The 14,300-nt window shown below is 57.9% G+C and carries 14 protein-coding genes; 4 read left to right on the forward strand and 10 right to left on the reverse strand.

The features are described 5' to 3' along the window. The first annotated feature begins 13 nt into the window (after positions 1–13). Positions 14–679: a LysE/ArgO family amino acid transporter gene (locus HMPREF2888_RS08725; RefSeq protein ID WP_070456143.1), complete on the forward strand. Its 666-nt coding sequence runs from the start codon at positions 14–16 to the stop codon at positions 677–679. A gap of 9 nt (positions 680–688) precedes the next feature. On the opposite strand, the gene HMPREF2888_RS08730 is transcribed toward HMPREF2888_RS08725, so the two are convergent. The 3 genes from HMPREF2888_RS08730 to gatB all read right to left on the reverse strand — a co-directional run bounded on the left by HMPREF2888_RS08730 (position 689) and on the right by gatB (position 4,927). Further along, positions 689–2,137, reverse strand: a complete 1,449-nt coding sequence (locus HMPREF2888_RS08730; RefSeq protein WP_061922096.1) for a YkvI family membrane protein — start codon at positions 2,135–2,137, stop codon at positions 689–691. 166 nt (positions 2,138–2,303) lie between these two features. Beyond that, a complete protein-coding gene (locus tag HMPREF2888_RS08735; RefSeq protein WP_061922093.1) occupies positions 2,304–3,356 on the reverse strand; it encodes an NAD(P)-dependent alcohol dehydrogenase in 1,053 nt (350 codons plus the stop codon). Positions 3,357–3,418: 62 nt separating this feature from the next. Continuing rightward, a complete protein-coding gene (gene gatB / locus HMPREF2888_RS08740) occupies positions 3,419–4,927 on the reverse strand; it encodes an Asp-tRNA(Asn)/Glu-tRNA(Gln) amidotransferase subunit GatB (RefSeq protein WP_061922090.1) in 1,509 nt (502 codons plus the stop codon). Positions 4,928–5,071: 144 nt separating this feature from the next. On the opposite strand from gatB, the gene HMPREF2888_RS08745 reads away from it, so the two are divergent. Continuing rightward, positions 5,072–5,881: a DUF4261 domain-containing protein gene (locus HMPREF2888_RS08745; RefSeq protein ID WP_061922088.1), complete on the forward strand. Its 810-nt coding sequence runs from the start codon at positions 5,072–5,074 to the stop codon at positions 5,879–5,881. Positions 5,882–5,937: 56 nt separating this feature from the next. Here the strand turns inward: HMPREF2888_RS08745 and HMPREF2888_RS08750 are convergent, their stop codons facing one another. Further along, positions 5,938–6,969 (reverse strand): ATP-dependent 6-phosphofructokinase, encoded by a 1,032-nt coding sequence (locus tag HMPREF2888_RS08750; protein WP_061922085.1) that lies wholly within the window; start codon positions 6,967–6,969, stop codon positions 5,938–5,940. 10 nt (positions 6,970–6,979) lie between these two features. Next, complete coding sequence (locus HMPREF2888_RS08755; protein WP_061922082.1) at positions 6,980–8,368, reverse strand: DHA2 family efflux MFS transporter permease subunit; 1,389 nt, start codon at positions 8,366–8,368, stop codon at positions 6,980–6,982. A 49-nt stretch (positions 8,369–8,417) separates the two neighbouring features. On the opposite strand from HMPREF2888_RS08755, the gene HMPREF2888_RS08760 reads away from it, so the two are divergent. Next, complete coding sequence (locus HMPREF2888_RS08760) at positions 8,418–8,741, forward strand: hypothetical protein (protein WP_061922175.1); 324 nt, start codon at positions 8,418–8,420, stop codon at positions 8,739–8,741. A 7-nt stretch (positions 8,742–8,748) separates the two neighbouring features. On the opposite strand, the gene gatA is transcribed toward HMPREF2888_RS08760, so the two are convergent. Together gatA and gatC are read right to left on the reverse strand one after the other, a co-directional pair. Next, positions 8,749–10,233, reverse strand: coding sequence for an Asp-tRNA(Asn)/Glu-tRNA(Gln) amidotransferase subunit GatA (gene gatA, locus HMPREF2888_RS08765; protein ID WP_061922079.1), 1,485 nt, complete (start codon positions 10,231–10,233; stop codon positions 8,749–8,751). Then, positions 10,233–10,535: an Asp-tRNA(Asn)/Glu-tRNA(Gln) amidotransferase subunit GatC gene (gene gatC / locus HMPREF2888_RS08770; protein WP_061922076.1), complete on the reverse strand. Its 303-nt coding sequence runs from the start codon at positions 10,533–10,535 to the stop codon at positions 10,233–10,235. The genes gatA and gatC overlap by 1 nt, the downstream gene beginning before the upstream one ends. A 209-nt stretch (positions 10,536–10,744) precedes the next feature. Between gatC and HMPREF2888_RS08775 the strand changes: the two genes are divergently transcribed. Continuing rightward, positions 10,745–11,404: an ACT domain-containing protein gene (locus tag HMPREF2888_RS08775; protein ID WP_061922074.1), complete on the forward strand. Its 660-nt coding sequence runs from the start codon at positions 10,745–10,747 to the stop codon at positions 11,402–11,404. Here the strand turns inward: HMPREF2888_RS08775 and HMPREF2888_RS08780 are convergent. The 3 genes from HMPREF2888_RS08780 to ligA are packed head-to-tail and all read right to left on the reverse strand — an operon-like array spanning position 11,401 to position 14,252. After that, positions 11,401–11,721: a winged helix-turn-helix domain-containing protein gene (locus HMPREF2888_RS08780; protein WP_061922071.1), complete on the reverse strand. Its 321-nt coding sequence runs from the start codon at positions 11,719–11,721 to the stop codon at positions 11,401–11,403. The genes HMPREF2888_RS08775 and HMPREF2888_RS08780 overlap by 4 nt on opposite strands. Before the next feature lie 12 nt (positions 11,722–11,733). Then, complete coding sequence (locus tag HMPREF2888_RS08785; protein ID WP_141744851.1) at positions 11,734–12,174, reverse strand: hypothetical protein; 441 nt, start codon at positions 12,172–12,174, stop codon at positions 11,734–11,736. A gap of 56 nt (positions 12,175–12,230) precedes the next feature. After that, positions 12,231–14,252: an NAD-dependent DNA ligase LigA gene (ligA, locus tag HMPREF2888_RS08790; RefSeq protein WP_070518649.1), complete on the reverse strand. Its 2,022-nt coding sequence runs from the start codon at positions 14,250–14,252 to the stop codon at positions 12,231–12,233. Positions 14,253–14,300 lie beyond the last annotated feature (48 nt).

The raw sequence follows: 14,300 nt of genomic DNA on the forward strand, positions 1-14,300 counted from the left end.
CACACTAAATCTCATGTCAATTCTGCTCGCAGGCTTCCTTCTCGGTCTATCTCTGATCATCGCCATTGGCCCCCAAAATGCGTACATCATCAAGATGGGTGTTAAACGCGATCACATTAGCGCCATCATCCTCGCCTGCTTGCTTAGCGACGTCATCCTGATCAATGCCGGTGTCGGCGGTATGGGCGTCCTCGTGGAAAAGTTCCCTACCGGCCTAGTCATCATGAAGTACCTAGGTGCGGCCTACCTGCTTTACTTTGGCTTTAGCTGCTTCCGCGATGCCTTCAAGAAGGAACAAGAGGCACTCGTCGTCGAAAACACTCAGCCCACGGTGCAGCCACAGTCAGTCCACGGCTCTACTGCCGTCATAACCGCGCCCCGCCTTAAGTCACGCACCTGGCTAAAGCCCGTTATGGGAGCGATGGCACTGACCTGGCTCAACCCCCTGACATACGTTGACGTATTGGTCATGCTTGGCGGCATTGCACAGCAATATGGCCAGCAGCGCTGGCTTTTTGCCGCCGGCGCGCTGCTGGCCAGTGCCGTGTGGTTCCCCACCCTGGGCTATGGAGCATTCAAGCTTTCGCCTGTGCTTGCAAAGCCCACCACATGGCGTTATGTGAACTTCGCTATCGGTTGCGTGATGATGGTTCTGACAGCGAAGCTACTTCTTCATTAGCGAGTATTTTTACTTGCTGTTTGGCGTGAAGGGCTTGGCCTCGCCAGATTCGGCAGGAAGCTCCTCGTCCTCTTCTGGGTCACCGGTAGCGCCGGTTTCCTCAATCCACGCCTTGATTTCTTCTTCAGAGCGGTCAGTCTCGACTGCATCGCGCTCGGTGTAGTAGGTCGCTTCGTTGCGGTTCTCTTCCCACTCGTCCTTATCGAAGTCGACCTCCTCGTCACCGTCTAGACTCTCTGCAACTTCGGTCGCCAGATCCTCGTACAGTGTCTCGTCCTCCATGTTGGAGTCAACGATGTGTTGGCCGATTTCGTCATCGTAACGAGCAGCGTCGTATTCCTTATCTGGGTGCAGCTTCAGGTGCATCAGGGCACGGATACGCTCGCGGCGCATGCCCTCATCCCGGATCTGGCCAAGGGAACGCAGCCACGCAACGGCCAAGATGACCACCAGAATGAAGCCAATGTAACCCAGAACCGGGTAAACGTACTGCATCAGAGTCTTGAAGCCGGCGAAAGAAACCGCAAAGCCTGCCAGGCAGCCCGCCAGGAAGATCGGACGGTAACGGTCTTCATGGCCAGCGGACAGACGCTTGCCCAGCGCGTAGAACATGCCGATAGCGGTATTGAAGATCATCAGGTAGATGATAATTGCCATGATGACGCCCAGTACTGGGTGGATGGAGTCAACCAAGGTCAGCATCGGAATGTCAGAGTCACCGAGCATATCGGTGTTCATCAGCAGCGTAAAGCCTGCGATTCCCATCAGGACCGCATAGAGAGAGCCGCCGACAACGCCGCCCCAGCCTGCTTCGCGCGGGCTGATGTTATCGCCACCGATAACCAGGGACATGGACACCGCGAGAATCAGAGCTAGGCCGTTGTAGTTGAGCGCTGAAACCAACCAGTTGGAGATCGGAGACTCGATCTCAGCAGAAGCTGCGATAGCGGCACCCGGATCAGCGGGCATGTTCATCAACGTGTAGATGCCAACGCCCAAAACCGCGATGATGATGGTTGGCGTGAGCATACCGATGACCTGCGAGACCTTGTTGACGTCGAGCATGCCCACACCCATGACCATGACGAGCATGAGCAGTGAGCCCACCCAAGCCGACCAGCCGAACTGCTGCTCTAGGTTGGAACCTGCGCCTGCCAACATCACGAAGCCGACCGCAAACAAGGTCAAGATAACGGCCACATCGAGGCACTTGGAAACGATTGGGTGGGTGACCTCACGGAATACCTGGTTGTGCTCTGAGGCATGGAAGTAGCTACCCAACTGCAGGAAGACTGTGCCGGCCAGCGTCATTACGATGCCAGCAACGATGATTCCCCACACGCCAGATAGGCCAAAGGACGTGAAGTACTGCACGACTTCCTGGCCGGTTGCAAAGCCGGCACCGACGAGCAGTCCCACGAAGGACAAAGAAATGGACAGAATATTTTTGGTAGACACGTGTGTCTGATTGCCTTACTTATTAGACGATTTAATAAACGATAGCCTCGATCAAGAGTACGCAAGCCTAGCCCGCAAATCACAAACGCCCGAGCGCCAATCCTTTAAAACCTGAAAACTAGGCTCGATAGAAAAGCGCCCGGACCTGTGGAAACCCGAGAAGTATTTAGTTATTAAACGATTCGGTATCAATTACGAATCGGAACTTGACGTCACCTTCGACCACGCGAGCGTAAGCTGCGTCAACCTCGTCTACATCCACCTTCTCGATGACTGCACCCAAACCATGCTCCGCACAGAAGTCGAGCATCTCCTGAGTCTCGGCGATGCCGCCGATATTGTTGCCCGTGAGGACCTTACCGCCGCCAACAATTCGGCTGAGCTTCAGCGACATTGCCTCCGGAGGCAGGCCAACCACGGACATAATGCCGCGTGGCTTCAGCAGCCCAAGGTAGCCCTCAAGATCGTACTGCGCCGAAATCGTGGAGAGGATGAAATCGAACTCACCACGGTGGTTCTTGAAGAAGTCCTCTTCCTCAGAGGTTGCGAGCGTGCGGTGTGCGCCAAGCTTCTTCGCTTCCTCCGCCTTGCGTGAGGTACGGGAGAGCACGGTGACGTCTGCGCCCTTTGCCGCAGCAATCTGGACGCCCATGTGGCCCAGGCCGCCGAGACCGACGATGGCTACTTTATCCCCCTCCTGGACGTTCCAACGCGCTAGGGGTGAGTAGGTGGTGATACCTGCACACAGCAGCGGTGCGGCAACGTCGAAGTCGAGTCCGTCTGGAATGCGCAGAACAAAATTCTCGTTAACAACGACCTTTTGCGCGTAGCCACCCTGCGTGATGGTCCCGTCGACGTCTTTAGAGTTATAGGTGCCAACGTTGCCGTTCAAGCAGTTCTGCTCCATAGCGGCCTGGCACTGCTCGCACTCTCCGCAGGAGTTGACGAGGCAGCCGACGCCGACGCGGTCACCAACCTTGAACTGGGTGACGTTCTCGCCCACCGCGGAGACAACTCCGGCGATCTCGTGACCGACGGTCAGCGGGAAATGAGCCTCTCCCCACTCATTACGAATGGTGTGGATATCAGAGTGGCAGATACCCGCGGCCTTGATGTCGATAACTACATCATCCTCGCGCGGGTCGCGGCGCTCGATTTCCACGACCTTGAATGGTGCATCGGGAGAGGTCTTCTGAAGTGCTTTAGTCTTAATTGGCATGAGAACCACCCTACGCCTGTTTTCATTACCGGCGCCTAATGAAAATGGCTCCCAAAACTCAATTAACCCTGCAGTTTCTCCGCAATCAGCTTGTTAACCTGCGCTGGGTCTGCCTTGCCGCGGGTGGCCTTCATGACGGCACCCACGATGGCGCCGGTGACCTTCGTGTTGCCAGCCTTGTACTTCTCCACGATGTCCGGGTTAGCGGCAAGAGCCTCGTCAACAGCAGCTTCAATCGCGCCGTCGTCACGCACAACCTCGAGCCCGCGCTTAGCGACGACCTCGTCAACGTCACCCTCGCCCGCCAAGACGCCGTCGACCGCCTGGCGCGCCAACTTGTTGGTCAGCTTGCCCTCGTTAATCAATGCGATAACGCGCGCGACCTGCTCCGGGCTGATATCGAGAGCGCTAAGCTCCACGCCGGCCTCGTTCGCCTTACCCGCCAGGTAAGAAACCCACCAGGAACGTGCCTCATCCGGCTTCGCGCCAGCTTCAGCGGTAGCGACGATGAGATCAAGCGCGCCAGCATTGACGAGGTCACGCATTTCTTCATCCTTCAAGCCCCACTCTTCCTGGATGCGAGCGCGGCGGATCCATGGCATCTCCGGCAAGGTCTTGCGGATCTCTTCCACCCACTCGCGGGAAACGATAACCGGCGGCAGATCCGGGTCGTTGAAGTAGCGGTAATCCTCAGCGGTCTCCTTTGGACGTCCCTTGGAGGTAGAACCATCCGCCTCCTGGTAGTGGCGGGTCTCCTGGACGATCTCGCCGCCATCGGTGATGACCTGGGCCTGGCGCTGCATTTCGAAGCGCACTGCCTGCTCCACGGACTTCAGGGAGTTAATATTCTTGGTCTCGGTACGGGTACCAAACTCCTCCTGGCCCACCGGGCGCAGGGAGAGGTTGGAGTCAACGCGCATAGAGCCCTGGTCCATGCGAGCATCAGAAACACCGAGGGCTGCAACCAGCTCGCGCAAAGCGGAAACATAAGCCTTGGCAACCTCAGGAGCGCGCTCGCCAGCGCCGATGATCGGCTTGGTAACGATCTCGATGAGCGGGATGCCGGCGCGGTTACAGTCCACCAGGGAGCTCGTCGCACCATGGATACGGCCGGTAGCGCCACCGATGTGAGTCAGCTTGCCGGTGTCTTCCTCCATGTGTGCTCGCTCGATCTCAACGCGCCACTCGGTGCCATCCTCCAGAACGACATCCAGGTAACCGTCGTACGCGATCGGCTCGTCGTACTGAGAGATCTGGTAGTTCTTCGGCTGGTCTGGGTAGAAGTAGTTTTTGCGCGCGAACCGAGAAGACTCAGCGATCTTGCAGTTGAGCGCAAGACCAATCTTGATTGCGCCCTCGACGCCGGCAGAGTTGACTACCGGCAGTGCGCCTGGCAGGCCCAAGGACACTGGGTCGACGTTCGAGTTCGGCGCTGCGTTGAAGTTCGTCGGCGATGTGGAAAACATCTTGGTTTGGGTATTGAGCTCGACGTGAACTTCCATACCCATTACTGGTTCGAACTTCTCTAGGACCTCGTCGTAGTCCATCAGGTCATAAATCGCAGCAGTCATGGGTGCCATCTTAGTATGAAGCCACGAACGCGCATGCATTCCCCTATGATGGCCGATACGGTTACGCGGCGTGCGCCCGAAACCACCGCATAACTAAAGCGAAACTACAGCGAAAGCAAGCCACAAACAGCTAAGGAGCCCTCAATGACCACCGCTTCCCCACAAGGAACCCCACACGCTGTTGACTATGGCCTCGTCACGTCTCTGGCCACCTCCCTCGTGTTCTTCGACAGCGCGCCCGATACCGAAGCGATGAAGTCCATGATTACACAAGCCTTCGGCAAGAACCTCGGACCGCTGGAGAAATCGGAGAAGTCCATGGTCGTAGAAATCAACGACGAGTATGCCCTCGCGTTTACTCCGGCCGCAGCAACTCGAGCAGACCTTGAAGGTGATCCATCCTTCCATCAGCACCCAATTCTGTCCGGCGATCCTGCAGGCTGGGAGGACATCGCGTGCATGGTCCTTATCAACGTCTTCCCCTCTAACGAGCGCCTCGAACTCATCAAGAACACCCGCGAGGCCCGTCTGCACCAGCTGGTCACGTTAGGCCTTGCGACGTCGGCAATTGCCCAGACTCCCGGCGCAATTGCGGTCCTTAACTCCGTGGGCCGCGTGGCCGAGAGCACGGAAAACTACGTTGAAGCTGTGGCCGATAAGCTGCCCGCGCACTACCTCGCGTCCACTTGGGTGGCACAGGACGACAACGGCCTTCAGGCCTATACTTTGGGCATGCCCATGCTCGGCCACCCAGAACTCCAGATCCGCGACTTCCAGGGCAGCCCCGACGAACTGTACTCCATGCTTGCCAACATTGCTGACTACGCCCAACAAGGCGCGACCTTAAAGGATGGCGACACCATGGCCTTCGCGGAGGGCGAACCCCCGATTCGCATCACTGCGGAGCCGTGGATTGTCGACGCCGACGTGCCCGCCCTTCGCATCCATTTCTAGGCAAAACGAAAAATGTCACCTCACAGGCGAGGTGACATTTTTTATATGCGTCCTATCTAGCCAAACAACGCTTGGGCGTTGGCATAACGCTTCGGCGGAACAACCTTCAGCTTGCCCACGGCTTCTTCCAGCGGAACCAGGTCGATGCTCTCGCCATGCAGCGCCACGCACATGCCCGACTTGCCATCGTGAGCGGCGCGAGCGGCATGGACTCCGTAGCGCGTTGCAAGCACACGGTCATAAGCAGTCGGCGTACCGCCACGCTGGATGTGGCCTAGCACCGTGGTACGCACGTCGTAGCCGGTGCGCTTCTTAATCTCGTCACCGATAACCTGGCCGATACCGTTGAAGGTCTGGTGACCGAACTGATCAACTCCGCCCTCTTCAAAGTCCATGGTGCCTTCCTTCGGCAACGCACCCTCAGCCACACAGATGATTCCGTACTTCTCGCCCATCTGGAAACGGCGTTCCATCGCCTTGGTGATGTCGGCGATATCGAAAGGCACCTCGGGAATGACCGTATAGTGCGCGCCGCCGGCCATGCCCGCGTGCAGTGCAATCCAACCCACGTGACGGCCCATGACCTCCACGATGAGGATGCGGTCATGGGACTCAGCAGTGGTGTGCAGGCGGTCGATAGCGTCAGTAGCCACGGATACTGCGGTATCGAAACCGAAGGTGTAGTCGGTGGCGTTAACGTCGTTGTCAATAGTTTTTGGTACACCAATGACCGGAATTCCATTGTCGGACAGCCACTTCGCGCCCTTTAGCGTGCCCTCGCCACCGATGGCAATGAGCGCGTCAACGCCAGCGTCTTCCATATTTGCCTTGATGGTATCCAGACCAGCCTTGAACTTATCGGGGTGCAGACGGCCAGTACCCAGAATGGTTCCGCCACGCAACAGGATGCGATCGATTTCGGCGTCGTCATAAAGATCTCGCCGGCGATCTTCCATCAGGCCTACCCAACCGTCTTCGTAGCCCACGACTGTGGAACCGAATTCGTTGGAAGCGGTGCGAACAACCGCGCGGATAACAGCATTCAGGCCGGGGCAATCGCCGCCGGAGGTAAGTACAGCAAGGCGCATGAGTTCCAACTTACCCGCTCATAATTTCGCTCGCACCGTGCAGGGTGTCCCGAAAGCTTAAGGAAGCCAGCCCACCGACTACAAGCACCGCTATGATGACGAAAAGTGCAGCAGAAATACCCGCCACCTGAAGTGCGGCCGAGACTGCCGCGACGCCGAGGACCGAGCCCACCTGGCGCGAGGTGTTGTACACGCCCGAAGCAGCCCCCATTAGATCCAGCGGTACGTCGCGCATAGTGGTCGCTGCATTCGAGCCCCAGATGAAGGATTGCCCGCAGCCCAGCACAGCAACCGGCGCGCACATCCACCACGCGCCGAAATCTAGGTTAATCACCACAAGCGCCGCGCTAAACGACGCCGCCATAATCACGAAACCGGTAATCGCCAACCGCCGCGGGTCCAAGCGATCCGCCAAGATCCCAGCCACCGGTGAAATCAGTAAAGACACCAGTGCCATCGGCGCCACGATGACTCCCGCAGTTGCCGCCCCAACCCCCTTGTCCTGCTGTAGCCACAACATGATGGGCAGCATCATCGACGCGGCCATAAAGCCCATAGCAACGATTGCGAAGCTGCCCGCGGAGTAATTGCGGTCGTCGAAAAGCCGCAGCGGCACCAAAGCCTCGCTGCCAGCTCGAGATTGCAGCCACACAAAGGCTCCCAGGCCTGCGAGTCCTACGGCCAACAGTGCCCAAATCCAGCCATCCCAGCCAGTCTCAGGGCCTTGCTGAATGCCGAACACGAGGGCGCTCAAAGCAATAAAGGACACCGCCACCGAAACGCCGTCGACCTTGCGCGCTGTGGTCTTCAGCGCCGGAACACACATGGCCGAAAGCACCACTGCCGCAACCACGAAAGGAACGTGCACCCAAAACACTGCCGGCCAGCCAAAGCCACCAACAAGGAATCCGCCCAGCAAAGGTCCTAAAAGTGAAGCGACCGAACCAATAACTCCCCACACTCCAAGCGCACGTCCCCGCCGCTCACGGGCAAAGACGCGATTGATGACAGCCATCGACTGCGGCATCTGCAACGAGGCGCCGACGCCCTGCACCGCACGAGCGGCAATGAGAACCGAAATATTGGGCGCTAAAGCACAGGCCAGCGCACCCAAACCGAATACACTCACGCCCAGTTGGAACATTCGCTTTTGCCCGAAAATGTCTCCCAGGCGGCCCGTGCACAGCAATGGAACGACCACGCCCAACAAATAGATAGCCGAGACCCACAGCACCTCGTTGATAGAGGCACCTAGCCCTTTCTGGATGCTAGGCAAAGCAACTGCGATCATCGACTGATCGAGCAATGACACGAAAAAGCCCAGAGACAAGGCGAACATCGCCCGCCACGCCTGCCGCTCTGGTGGTAATCCTTCAGCTTCAAAAGTGGGCACATTCATGACTGCGAAGTCTAGCGACAGCCACCGACACGGGCCTAAACTGGCCGTCATGGCAATGATCGATATCAAGAAACCACAGCAAGTATCCACTGCTACCACCGTGGCCTTTGGCCTCATCGGTGGCTGGCTCAGCGCCAAGGAGACCGGCATTCGCCCGTTGGGCGGCGTCATCCTCGGTGCAGCGGGAATCTGGGCCGGCCGCAGCTGGTTGGCAAAGACCAACCCAGCTACCACCGCGGCCCTATCCGCACTCTATGTAGGCGCATTCGGCGCCTCGCACCCGCTGGCCAAGAAGATTGGCGCGTGGCCCGCCGTGCTGAGCGTAACGGCGGCCTCCGCGGGTGCTTCCTACGTCCTCTCAGACGCGAAGTAAAAGCTAGCTACTTACGGCCAGCTTCGTAGGCAGCGCCGACCTTGTACAGGCGGTCATCTGCGAAGGCCGGGGCCATGATCTGCAGGCCCGTCGGCAGGTTGGTATCAGATGCCATGCCGGCGGGCACGGACATGCCGCACACACCCGCGAGGTTCAATGGCAGCGTGCACAGGTCGAAGTTGTACATCGCCATCGGATCCTCAACCTTCTCGCCCAGCTTGAATGCGGTGGTTGGGGTGGTCGGGGAAACCAAGACATCGACCTTCTCGAAGGCCTTCTTAAAGTCCTGCGCAATCAGCGTTCGCACGCGCTGTGCCTGCAGGTAGTACGCATCGTAGTAACCCACGGACAACGCATAAGTGCCCAGCATGATGCGGCGCTTGACCTCAGGACCAAATCCCGCCGCACGGGACAAAGACATAACCTCTTCTGCGGAGTGCGATCCATCGTCGCCCTCGCGCAGGCCATAGCGCATGCCGTCGAAGCGCGCTAGGTTAGAAGAAACCTCACACGGCATAATCAGGTAGTAGGCGGCCAGCGCATCATCAAAGTGCGGGCAGTCCACCTCGACAATCTCCGCGCCCTGTTCTTTAAGCTGCTCTACCGCTGCGTGGTAAGCCTCCATGACGCCCGGCTGCCAGCCGTCGCGCTCAAATTGCTTAATGAGGCCGACCTTGACGCCAGTAAGATCGCCCTTTGCTCCTTCGCGAGCAGCCTCCACGACCGGCGCGACCGGCTTATCCACGGAGGTTGCATCGAATGCGTCGTGGCCAGCGATAACCTCATGCAGCAGCGCAGTATCCAGAACCGTGCGGGCGGTGGGGCCAGCCTGATCCAGAGAAGAAGCAGCAGCGATGAGGCCATAACGAGAAACGGTGCCGTAGGTCGGCTTCACGCCGACGGTATTGGTCAGCGCTGCCGGCTGACGGATCGATCCGCCAGTATCGGTACCGATGCCCAACGGCGCCTGGCCTGCCGCAAGAGCTGCAGCAGTACCGCCACCGGAGCCACCCGGGGTGCGCTCGGTGTCGTACGGGTTATGTGCCGGGCCATACGCGGAGTTCTCATTGGAGGAACCCATTGCAAACTCGTCCAAGTTGGTCTTGCCCAGAATCGGGATGCCCGCCTCACGCAGCTTGGTGACCAAGGTTGCGTCATAAGGAGACATCCAGCCTTCCAGCATCTTGGAAGCTGCGGTAGTCGGAGCGTCGGTAGTAACCAGTAGGTCCTTCAGAGCTAGAGGGACGCCAGCCAGTGCGGAGGCCGGCTTTTCGCCCGCATCGAGCGCCTTATCGACGGCGTCGGCAGTAGCCAGTGCCTGCTCCGCACCGACGTAGAGGAATGCGTTGAGCTCGTCGTTGGTCTCCGCGATGCGATCCAAGAATGCCTGCGTCACCTCGCGGGAGGTCAGCTCACGGGAATGGATCTTATCCGCCAGCTCCGCAGCGGAAAGGCTTAAAATTCCTTCTTCAGGTGCAATGAAAGTCGACATTATTCTTCTCCTCCACCCAAAATCTGCGGTACTACGAAACGATCATCCTCGGCAGCCGGAGCCTGATCCAAGGCCTGCTCGGCGGTCAGGGTGCGTACGATGACGTCCTCACGCATCGGAGCGACCACAGAGTGCGGGTGGGACATCGGCTCGACGCCCTCGGCGTCGACCTTGCCCACAGCAGACACGGAATCGACAATCTTGTCGATCTGCGTCGCAAACTGCTCCAGCTCTTCGTCGCTTAGCGCAAGGCGCGACAGCTTAGCCAGGTGCGCGACCTCTTCACGCGAAATCTCAGACACGCGTTCTCCATCCTTTAATACACAGACGTGATTGGTTACATTCTTGTAGCTATCGCACCATGGTACTGCACGAACAGGTTCCGACACAGCACCGGTCCCCGATCACCTACGCGCGAATTTAATTCCGGTTTTCCAGAAAATTTCTATTGAACACTGTGGAATTGGGCTTGTACGATAGTGAAAACTATTCTTACGACCGAAAGTTAAAAATGTCCTTCCTCGTCCGTGTCCTCCTTCCCGATACCCCCGGTAGCTTAGGCAAGTTAGCGGACGCTTTAGGCAACGTCGACGCCAATATCGAATCCGTCGACATCGTGGAAAACTTCCCTGATGGTTCAGTCATGGATGACATCGTGATTGAGCTACCCAAGGGCGCAATGGCCGATGAAATCATCACCGCCGCCCAAGGCGTCGACGGCGTCGATATCGATTCGATCCGCCCCTTCAGCGGCCGCGTCGATCGCCGGGGGCAGATTAGCTTGCTTGCCGACGTCGCTTCCAAGAAGAACGTCACCGCCGCTATGGAGGAGGTCTGCGCGGCCATCCCAAAGGCACTTACCTCTAACTGGGCCATCGTAATCAACAACAATGCCCCCATCAGCCGCGTGGTTGGCTCCGATGCCGCTCCCGCCGACGACGGCACCATCCCCGAAAGCATTGACGTCGACACTGCCCGAATCTTGAACCCAGACCGCGAGGATTGGATCCCCGAGTCCTGGTCACTTCTCGATTCCGCGCTGGCCGCAGCCCCACTGGTTGGCACCAACTACGTCATCGTCATGGGCCGAGTCGGCGGGCCGGATTACCTCGCTTCCGAGGTAGACCACTTGGGCAATCTCGGCACGATTTTGGGTGCTTTCCTCCGCTAATCTAGCGGCTCAGCCGTCAAGCCCTGAACAATCCTATCCAAACAGAGCAGGTAGTCCTCAAATTGCTGCCTGCCCTGCTTCGTAAGCTTCAGATTGGTTACCGGCGTGCGGGAAACAAATTGCTTATCCACTTTCACTAAGCCGGCCTGTTCCAAGATTCCAATGTGCTTAGTCAGAAGCGAATAGCTGACACCAAGGGCATCCTTTAGCGTCTGATAGTCAACCGAGTCAACTGAATTCAGCGCCCCAAGGATGCTCAACCGCACTGGAGAATGCAGCGTTCCATCAAGGCCATTTCGCGCTTGCGATAAGTCCATCGCTTTATCCCCCTATGCGTTTTTACGAGCCTGGTTTACAAACCATAGACCCAAAAGCGTGATTGGAGCTACGGACAAAGCACTGGCAATCACGACTACAACCGCATCAGCCAGATCGTTTGTCTCTGCATTCCACAGCCAACCCCCGAAAACGGCTAACGCTAGCGGAGGGATTGCACTCAATGCGTAGATGCGCCCGAATCCCCGAGGGTGAACACGACGGTTCTTGGTTTGCTCATCGCGAAAGCGCCACACCCAAGCGAGCCATATAAACAGCAAAATCACACGCACTAAGGCTCCCCACCCCTGCGTGTCTATAAGAAAATTCACCACTAGGAAAATTGCGGTCGCTAACCCAATCTTCACGAAGCCCCACCCCTCAGCTTCGCTCAGGCCACTTGGAAGACCCAGTTTCCTACCACTAAAACGCTGTGTCATGACGTGCTTCTTCACTACTCCTAACCTGATATTCATCAGAGTAGCAACCACCTTACAAAACGTAAAGTGGTTTACGCCCCAGCTTCCAGCAGCGCCTTAAAGCCCTCCTCATCCAAGATGGTCAGGCCCAGATCGCGTGCCTTCGCCTCCTTCGAGCCGGCATTCTCACCAACCACGACGTAATCGGTCTTCTTCGACACCGAGCCAGAAGCCTTTCCTCCCCTTGCGATGATGGCCTCCTTGGCCGAGTCGCGGGAGAAGTCCTCCAGGGTGCCGGTCACGACGATGGTAAGCCCCTCGAGCGTCTGCTCTAGTTTTTCGGTGACCGTATCTTCCATAGTCACGCCAGCATTCGCCCACTTTTCCACGATGTTGCGGTGCCAGTCGATTTCGAACCACGCCTTAAACGACGCCGCGATAATCCCGCCCACACCGTCGGTGTCCGCCAGCTCGCTTTCCGACGCCGCGCGCAGCGCCTCCATCGAACCGAAACGCGTCACCAATGCACGCGCGGCAATCGGGCCAACGTGGCGGATCGAAAGGCTCACCAGCACGCGCCAAAAGTCAGTCTGCCGCGCGCTTTCCAAGTTCTTCAGCAGCTTCTTGCCTTGCGCGTTGAGCTTGCCCGCTTTGGTCGTATAGGCAGAAGACTGCAGCAGCTTTTCCTCATCCAAATCGAAGAGTTCCGCTTCGTCGACAAGCACGCCCGACTCGATGAGGTCAATGGCGGCCTTCTCACCCAAGGCCTCAATGTCCATGCCTTTGCGGGAAGCCAAATACTCCAGGCGGGCGGAAAGCTGCGCCGGGCAGCTGCGCGTATTGGGACAACGCCAGTCTTGATCGCCATCTTTTTGCGGTGCCAACTTCGTGCCACAGGATGGGCAGTTTTCCGGGAACACCCACTCATGCACGCTATCGTCGCGCAGTTCAAGAACGGGCCCCAGCACCTCAGGAATGATTTCACCGGCCTTGCGGATGACGATGGTATCGCCAATCATCACGCCCTTGTTCTTGACCTCGAACTGGTTGTGGAGGGTCGCCTTCGACACCGTCGAACCAGAAACGAATACCGGTTCCATCACTGCAAACGGCGTTATCCTGCCGGTACGTCCCACACCGACCTCGATGTCCAGTAGCTTCGTGGTCACTTCCTCCGGAGGGTACTTGTACGCGATGGCCCAGCGCGGCGCACGCGACGTCGCGCCCAGCGCCCTTTGTGAAGCCAAGTCATCGACCTTGACCACGAGACCATCCATCTCGAAGTAAGCATCATGACGATGCTCCGCCCAATACTTCACTTCCTTTTGCACGGCTGCAGCCGAGCTAACCTTCTTTGTATATGGCAAAACCGGTAAACCCCAGGCCTCCAGCGCCTTGTACGCATCATGCTGGGAGGTCGGCTCGAAACCCTCACGGGCACCGATGCCATGGCAGACCATGTGCAGGCGACGCTTCTTCACCTCATTCGGATCCTTCATGCGCAATCCGCCCGCTGCCGCATTGCGCGGATTAGCAAAGGTCGGCCTGCCGTCTTCGCGGCGTGCCGCGTTAATCTCCGCAAACTCGTCAGGGCGCATGTACACCTCGCCGCGGATTTCCACCAGCTCCGGAACGGGATATTCATCGCTGCCGCTGAGTTCATGCGGGATATCCGGAATAACCCGCGCATTCGCAGTGATATCCTCGCCAATGCGGCCGTCGCCACGCGTTGCAGCCGTAACAAGCTTGCCGCCGCGGTAAACCAAATCAATGGAAAGTCCGTCAATCTTCAGCTCAGTCAGATAGGACTTCGCCGGAGTCCTATCCAGCCAATCCTGCATCTCTGCCTCATCGAAGACATTGTCCAAGCTGTAGAGGCGCTCCAGGTGCTCAATATCCACGCCCTCGGCTGGGGTCGCGCCGACCTGCTGGGTCGGAGAATCCGGAACCGCCAACTCCGGATGCTCTGCCTCTAGCTGCAGAAGCTTTTGGAAAAGCTTGTCGAAATCTGCATCTGGAATCGCGGGCTCACCGTTGTAATAAAGCTCCCGGTGCTTGCGCACTTCCTGCGCTAGTTCGGACCATTCGCGTTGGATATCTACTGGATTAGTCACAGTGAAACAGTCTAGCCAGACTCCATGTCTGGCCGAAGCGCTAGAGTG

The organism is Corynebacterium sp. HMSC077D03, from assembly GCF_001808545.1.
Classification (GTDB): domain Bacteria; phylum Actinomycetota; class Actinomycetes; order Mycobacteriales; family Mycobacteriaceae; genus Corynebacterium; species Corynebacterium simulans.

Bases quoted from the DNA above. Each gene is read 5' to 3' on its own strand.
- HMPREF2888_RS08725 (WP_070456143.1), top strand. From the start codon at position 14: ATGTCAATTCTGCTCGCAGGCTTCCTTCTCGGTCTATCTCTGATCATC.
- HMPREF2888_RS08775 (WP_061922074.1), top strand. From the start codon at position 10,745: ATGTCCTTCCTCGTCCGTGTCCTCCTTCCCGATACCCCCGGTAGCTTA.
- HMPREF2888_RS08745 (WP_061922088.1), top strand. From the start codon at position 5,072: ATGACCACCGCTTCCCCACAAGGAACCCCACACGCTGTTGACTATGGC.
- HMPREF2888_RS08750 (WP_061922085.1), bottom strand. From the start codon at position 6,969: ATGCGCCTTGCTGTACTTACCTCCGGCGGCGATTGCCCCGGCCTGAAT.
- HMPREF2888_RS08735 (WP_061922093.1), bottom strand. From the start codon at position 3,356: ATGCCAATTAAGACTAAAGCACTTCAGAAGACCTCTCCCGATGCACCA.
- HMPREF2888_RS08755 (WP_061922082.1), bottom strand. From the start codon at position 8,368: ATGAATGTGCCCACTTTTGAAGCTGAAGGATTACCACCAGAGCGGCAG.
- gatB (WP_061922090.1), bottom strand. From the start codon at position 4,927: ATGACTGCTGCGATTTATGACCTGATGGACTACGACGAGGTCCTAGAG.
- HMPREF2888_RS08760 (WP_061922175.1), top strand. From the start codon at position 8,418: ATGGCAATGATCGATATCAAGAAACCACAGCAAGTATCCACTGCTACC.
- gatA (WP_061922079.1), bottom strand. From the start codon at position 10,233: ATGTCGACTTTCATTGCACCTGAAGAAGGAATTTTAAGCCTTTCCGCT.
- HMPREF2888_RS08780 (WP_061922071.1), bottom strand. From the start codon at position 11,721: ATGGACTTATCGCAAGCGCGAAATGGCCTTGATGGAACGCTGCATTCT.